Origin of the sequence: Treponema sp. UBA753 (genome assembly GCF_002297325.1) — a bacterium.
Lineage (GTDB): Bacteria > Spirochaetota > Spirochaetia > Treponematales > Treponemataceae > Treponema_D.
In genome coordinates this window covers 1-5,491 of the sequence record NZ_DBKJ01000055.1, presented here as the reverse complement: position 1 = coordinate 5,491, position 5,491 = coordinate 1, and the positions used below count along the sequence as shown (strand labels likewise).

The window sequence follows — 5,491 nt, the reverse complement described above, 5'->3', positions numbered from 1 at the left end:
TGATATAAATGGAAAATAGTTTATTTTATGATTGGCAATAAACAATTTTCATTTTACGAGAGGGAAATTCCATGTTTAAAAACGAAAAGACTGAAAAGGCAAAGCCGATTCCTGCACAAACTTCAATGCGCATAACCGCGCTGCGTTTTCTTCTGATTGTGCTGGTTGTTTTTATCCACAACAATTTTAAGGCGGAAGAAATCTTGAAGGGCGCGCTTGAGTACGGATACACGCCGTTTGACTACAAAAACGGACTTTTCGGACGCTGGGTGCAGATTTTTATTTCGGATGGAATCGCAAGGTGCGCAGTTCCGCTTTTTTTTATGTTCGCCTCATATTTGCAGTTCATGAAAGGCGACTCTTACAGCGTTCTGCTCAAGAAAAAGGCGAAGTCTCTTGTTGTTCCGTATTTTCTGTGGCCGCTTCTGAACATCGGCATTTACGTCGGCTTCAAGCTTTTGATTCAGGCGGTTTTTCCTGCGATGATTGAGCGGAAGAACTGGTTTCCGATGAGCGGGTGGGGCGTAAAAGGCTGGCTTCATGCGTTTTTCGGATATGAGAACATGGCGGAAGGACGGACGTTCAGCGGATATGTCGGTCAGTTCTGGTTTGTGCGTGACCTTTTCATTCTGATTTTGATTTCCCCGGTTCTTCGTCTTGCCGTGCGGAAATTTCCTGTGTGCGCTCTTTTGGCGGTGTCGTTCTTTTATTTTTCGGACACTCGGCCGTTCTTTGTGGCAGCTCAGGCGCTTTTCTTCTATATAATAGGACTTTTTTGGGCGGAATCCGGATTCGACCTTTTTGCATTTGCGGACAGAATAAAATGGAAGGCACTGATTCCGCTTTACCTTGCGTTGTGGCTTGCAACCTGGAAATTCTACGGCGAATATTCGTGCGCGTACTGGTTCATGGTCGCAGTTTTCTGCCTTGTCCTCTTGAAATTTTCCGCAGCTATCGTTTCAAACGAAAAGGTGTTCGCGGTGGCAAAATATCTTGCGGGATTCTCGTTCTGGCTCTTTGCAATCCATATGCCATTCTTGCTTAACTGCATTCAAGCCTTTTGGCGCAAAATTCTTCCGATGACAAACACATTTTTTTGCATGGCGGAATATTTCGGAGTCTCGGTTCTGGTCGTCGCGCTTGGAACAGGCTTTGGAATCCTGCTGAAAAAAATCTGTCCTCCGCTGTTCGCAGTCTTAAACGGCGGAAGAGGGTAAAGAAGCTGCTTTATTCCTGCACAGTCCAGGCAAACTGCTCAGGTTGTCTCATCTTGCTTACGGGAATATCCTAAAAATGAAGTGTGGCAGAAAATTTAACCCTTGACGCCTGTATATCCCAGTGTTATATTATAGATGTTGGGAGCATTCCTGCCCTAAGTGGAAAACTTAAACTGAGTACGTTCCGGCTCTAAGCGGAAAACTTAAACTGGGTACGCTCCGACCCTAACTGGAGAACTTAACGGGCGACTTTAAAAGTCGCCTTTTTTTATTAGATACTATTATGACAGAAGACAATATTTTTTACATAGTAAGCGATGAATATGTTGACTATCTTTTGAAGGTAGAAAGCCATGTAATGCAGAATAAACCTCAAGAACGAACTTATCACAGAAAGTATGTGGGAATCCTTACGGAAATAAATGGATTTAAATATTTTGTTCCGATGTCATCGCCAAAGGACAAAGATTATGCGAATGGGAAAATCAAAAAGAATAATCTTACAACAATATATATTCGAAGCAAGGAAAAATTGTACGGTACACTACGTTTTAACAGTATGATACCAGTACCAGAATCTGAGCTTTCACTTTACAGAATCAATGATGAAGGAGATTTTAGTTATAAATTACTTATGCTTGCCGAATATAGTTTTTGTAAAGAGAACCGAGATAAAATCGAGAAAACCGCAAAGAATCTTTATGAAAAGAAATGTAGTGCTTCTGAAGAAGAGTTTCCTGTAGGAAGAATTGTAATTGATTTTAAGAAAGTAGAAGAAGCTTGCGGAAATTATAAGAAATAATCATATAACAAAGCTACAAAGCTCAAAATATAGAGTTTTATGGGAGAATACAATGAAAGGCGATGCAAAACGATTATTTCGATTTCTTGATGGTTCTGATAAAAGATTTATAATTCCTGTCTATCAGAGAAATTATGACTGGAATGAAAAGCAGTGCCGGCAGCTTTTTGATGACTTGATTCAGATTTCAGTTGAAAAAAGAAAATCGCATTTTTTTGGAAGCATTGTTTCAAACCATGCTTCGGATACGTCAAGAGAAGATTATTTAATAATCGATGGGCAACAGAGAATCACTACAATTTCACTTCTTTTTATAGCGATAGTCAATTTATTGAAATCAAAAATCGTAAAGTCTGAAAATGAAAGATTGCAACAAAAGATTGAAGAAACTTTTCTGGTCGATAAATACCGCAAGGAGGAAAGAAAGCTCCGCCTGAAGCCAATAAAAGACGACATGGAAGCTTTTGACAAGCTTCTGTATAACGACAGTTCAGATTTTGTCGCAGGTTCTAACATTACTGCAAACTACCAGTTTTTTTATGATGAAATCCAGAAAATGCCGATTACTGTCGATGAGCTTTATGATTCAATCGGAAAACTTGAAATCATTGATATTTTTGTTGAGGACGATGAAAATCCGCAACTGATTTTTGAGAGCCTGAATTCCACCGGGCTTGATTTGTCCGAAGCTGATAAAATCCGGAACTTTATTCTTATGCGTCTGGACAGTAAAAAGCAGGAAGATTTTTATGAACGCTATTGGAATAAAATTGAAAAATTCACCTGCCTGAAAGGAACAAAAGACTACAAGGTCAGCGAATTTATCCGTCATTATTTGACTTTGATTACAAAACGGATTCCGAACATAAACGATGTTTATTTTGTCTTTAAAAATTACGTTCTTGAAGAAATCAGGCAAAAGCGCACGGAGGATTGCGAGAATATTCTTCAGGATATGCTGAAATATGCACAAATCTACAGCAAGATAATAAACAGCAGTTTTTCATCGGAAAAAGTGTCAAAATTTGTAAAACGGCTGAATCATATTGATATGACGGTTATTTATCCGTTCTTTCTGGCTTTTTTTGAGATGTATGAAAATCAGAAAATTTCGGAAGAAGAGACTGTCAAAGTTCTCAGCTGCATAGAGTCTTTTATTTTCAGGAGAATGATTTGTTCGGGATATGCGACAAATGCCTTGAACAAAATTTTCTGCACGCTTCATTATGATGTTAAGAAAAATCTTGATGAGAAAAATTCTTATTCAGATGTTCTGATTTACATTCTTGAAAACAAGACAGGAAGCGCGGCTTTTCCTAAAGACTCAGAATTTGTTCAGGCATTGAGGGAACAGAACATTTACAGAATGCAAAAGAAAAACAAAGAATATCTTTTTGACCGCTTTGAAAACGAAGATTCCGTTGAATATGTGAATGTGGTTGAGTTGATGAACAAGGGCGACTTGAGCATAGAACATATAATGCCGCAGACTTTGACTCAGCAGTGGAAATCTTCTCTTGGAGAAAACTGGCAGGAAATACACGATGTAAAACTTCATACATTGGGAAACCTTACTTTGACCGGTTACAATTCAAGTTACAGCAACAAATCCTTTGCAGAAAAAAGAGACTGCGAAAAAGGCTTCAAGGAAAGCGGTTTGCGTCTGAACAAGTCTTTATGCAGCCTTGAGAAATGGGGTTTGGAAGAAATAGAAAGAAGATGCGCTTTGCTTGTTGAAAAAGCACTGAAAATGTGGAACTTCCCGAAAACGAATTTTATTCCGAAAGAGAATGACTTGGATGAGATTTCGCTGGAAGATAGCGATGACCTTACAGGAAGAATTCTTGCTTCCTACACTTACGGAAATTCTCAGGAGCATAGATGCGGTGTCTGGGCTGAAATGCTCGTAAATGTTCTTGTTCAAATTTATTCGGAAAATCCGTTTGGAATAAAAAGTCTTGCGAAAAATGAATCATTTGGAAACATAGTTTTTAAAAATTCAGAAATGAACAGCGACTGGGCAAAAATTGCAAATTGCCTGTATGTTTACAAGGCAAATTCAACCGCCGCAAAACTTTCAATCTTGAATCGTGTTTTTGAAGAGTCTGGAAAAGACAAGTCTGAGCTGATTTTTAAGTTGCAGCCTGTAAAGAAGTCATGATTTTTTAATTAAAAATTATAAACGCTGTTCGCAGTTTTAAACGGCGGAAGAGGGTAAAACGCAACGCATGCGGATCGTGCGGAGACTTTTCTCTCGCGCCATTATTCATCATTTATTCATGATGATGGCCGCCGTGGTGATTGCATTTTGCGTCCGGATTTCCTTTTAAGGTTCCGCTCAAAAATGATTTTACGGCGTCATCGGGATTCCCGGTGATTCCGGCAATCTGCTTTAAGCCGGCATTGTTCAGCGCGTCAATCGCGCCTTGTCCGCGGTTTCCAAGAATCAAAATTTCAACGCCGAGATTTTTTAGGTAAGCCGCCAGGTCGTGATGACCAAAGCCGCCGTTGTCAATCACCTTTGAGCCTGTAACTTTTCCGTCTTCAATATTGTAAATCTTGAAATTTTTTGTTTTTCCAAAATGCTGAAAAACCGAATCTGTCAAAATGTCGTAAGTCGTCGCAATTTTCATTTTTTGTCTCCAGTCTGTTTTTTTTAGTCTTCAATCTAAATATAGTCAAATTTCAGAATAAAACAATCTATAAATGATTATATAAGCCGCTAATAAATTTAATAGTAACTTATAAATTTGCTAATATATTTAATTCTGCAAGTAAATCGGATATAGTAAGCACATCGTACGATAAAATCTAACATTGAATTATTGACGTAATGTCAGGAGGATTTTTTATGCTTAACGAATCTGTAATCAAATTGCTTAAAAACGGAATGTGGGATTTGGCCACTTGCAGCAACGGCGAGCCGAATGTTGTTCCAGTTGCATTCAAGGATGTTACCGAAGACGGCAAGCTTGTTGTCGGCGATGTTTTTCTTGATACAACTCTGAAAAACTTAAAGGCAGACAATGGCAAGATTGCAATTTCTGTTTATGACGCGAAAAGTCTTGAGGGCTACCAGATTAAGGGAACTGCTGAATATTTTACCGAAGGAAATCTTGTTGAGACATTTAAGGAGATGGTTGAAAAAATGTTCAACGGCGCGGCTACGGCAAAAGGCGCTCTTGTGATTACGCCAGAAAAAGTTATTGTTACAACTCCAGGAGCAGAAAACAAAAAGGAACTGTAACTGTAATAGGCAACTAAAAAAACAGCGGCAACTATATTTTTTTTGCGCCTTTAAGTTATAATTAGCATGAAAATAAAATGGTCAGTCGGAAAATCCCGCCTGCCCGTTGATTTTTTAGCCAAAAGATTCAGTCTAGCTGCAAAAAAACTTAAAGGTGATTTTTTATGGCAAAATACGAAAAAAAACTTGAGGAAGACATCCGCTGTCCTCTTGAATACGGGCTTA

General features: G+C 38.7%; 5 protein-coding genes. 4 read left to right on the top strand and 1 reads right to left on the bottom strand.

The genetic code is table 11. The features are described from left to right. Positions 1-71: 71 nt before the first annotated feature. The 3 genes from B4C08_RS04740 to B4C08_RS04730 all read left to right on the top strand — a co-directional run bounded on the left by B4C08_RS04740 (position 72) and on the right by B4C08_RS04730 (position 4,180). A complete protein-coding gene (locus B4C08_RS04740) occupies positions 72-1,217 on the top strand; it encodes an acyltransferase family protein (protein ID WP_296663518.1) in 1,146 nt (381 codons plus the stop codon). A 283-nt stretch (positions 1,218-1,500) separates the two neighbouring features. Then, complete coding sequence (locus B4C08_RS04735) at positions 1,501-2,019, top strand: type III toxin-antitoxin system ToxN/AbiQ family toxin (protein WP_296663516.1); 519 nt, start codon at positions 1,501-1,503, stop codon at positions 2,017-2,019. A 52-nt stretch (positions 2,020-2,071) separates the two neighbouring features. Then, the gene (locus B4C08_RS04730; protein WP_296663513.1) at positions 2,072-4,180 is read left to right on the top strand and encodes a DUF262 domain-containing protein; all 2,109 of its coding nucleotides are present in this window, start codon (positions 2,072-2,074) and stop codon (positions 4,178-4,180) included. Between the two features lie 112 nt (positions 4,181-4,292). Here B4C08_RS04730 and B4C08_RS04725 read toward each other — a convergent pair whose 3' ends face one another. After that, positions 4,293-4,652 (bottom strand): NifB/NifX family molybdenum-iron cluster-binding protein, encoded by a 360-nt coding sequence (locus B4C08_RS04725; protein ID WP_296663511.1) that lies wholly within the window; start codon positions 4,650-4,652, stop codon positions 4,293-4,295. Positions 4,653-4,870: 218 nt separating this feature from the next. On the opposite strand from B4C08_RS04725, the gene B4C08_RS04720 reads away from it, so the two are divergent. Then, complete coding sequence (locus B4C08_RS04720; RefSeq protein ID WP_296663508.1) at positions 4,871-5,266, top strand: pyridoxamine 5'-phosphate oxidase family protein; 396 nt, start codon at positions 4,871-4,873, stop codon at positions 5,264-5,266. Positions 5,267-5,491 lie beyond the last annotated feature (225 nt).

Coding starts and splice junctions, on each gene's coding strand:
- B4C08_RS04740 (WP_296663518.1), top strand. CDS start 72: ATGTTTAAAAACGAAAAGACTGAAAAGGCAAAGCCGATTCCTGCACAA.
- B4C08_RS04735 (WP_296663516.1), top strand. CDS start 1,501: ATGACAGAAGACAATATTTTTTACATAGTAAGCGATGAATATGTTGAC.
- B4C08_RS04730 (WP_296663513.1), top strand. CDS start 2,072: ATGAAAGGCGATGCAAAACGATTATTTCGATTTCTTGATGGTTCTGAT.
- B4C08_RS04725 (WP_296663511.1), bottom strand. CDS start 4,652: ATGAAAATTGCGACGACTTACGACATTTTGACAGATTCGGTTTTTCAG.
- B4C08_RS04720 (WP_296663508.1), top strand. CDS start 4,871: ATGCTTAACGAATCTGTAATCAAATTGCTTAAAAACGGAATGTGGGAT.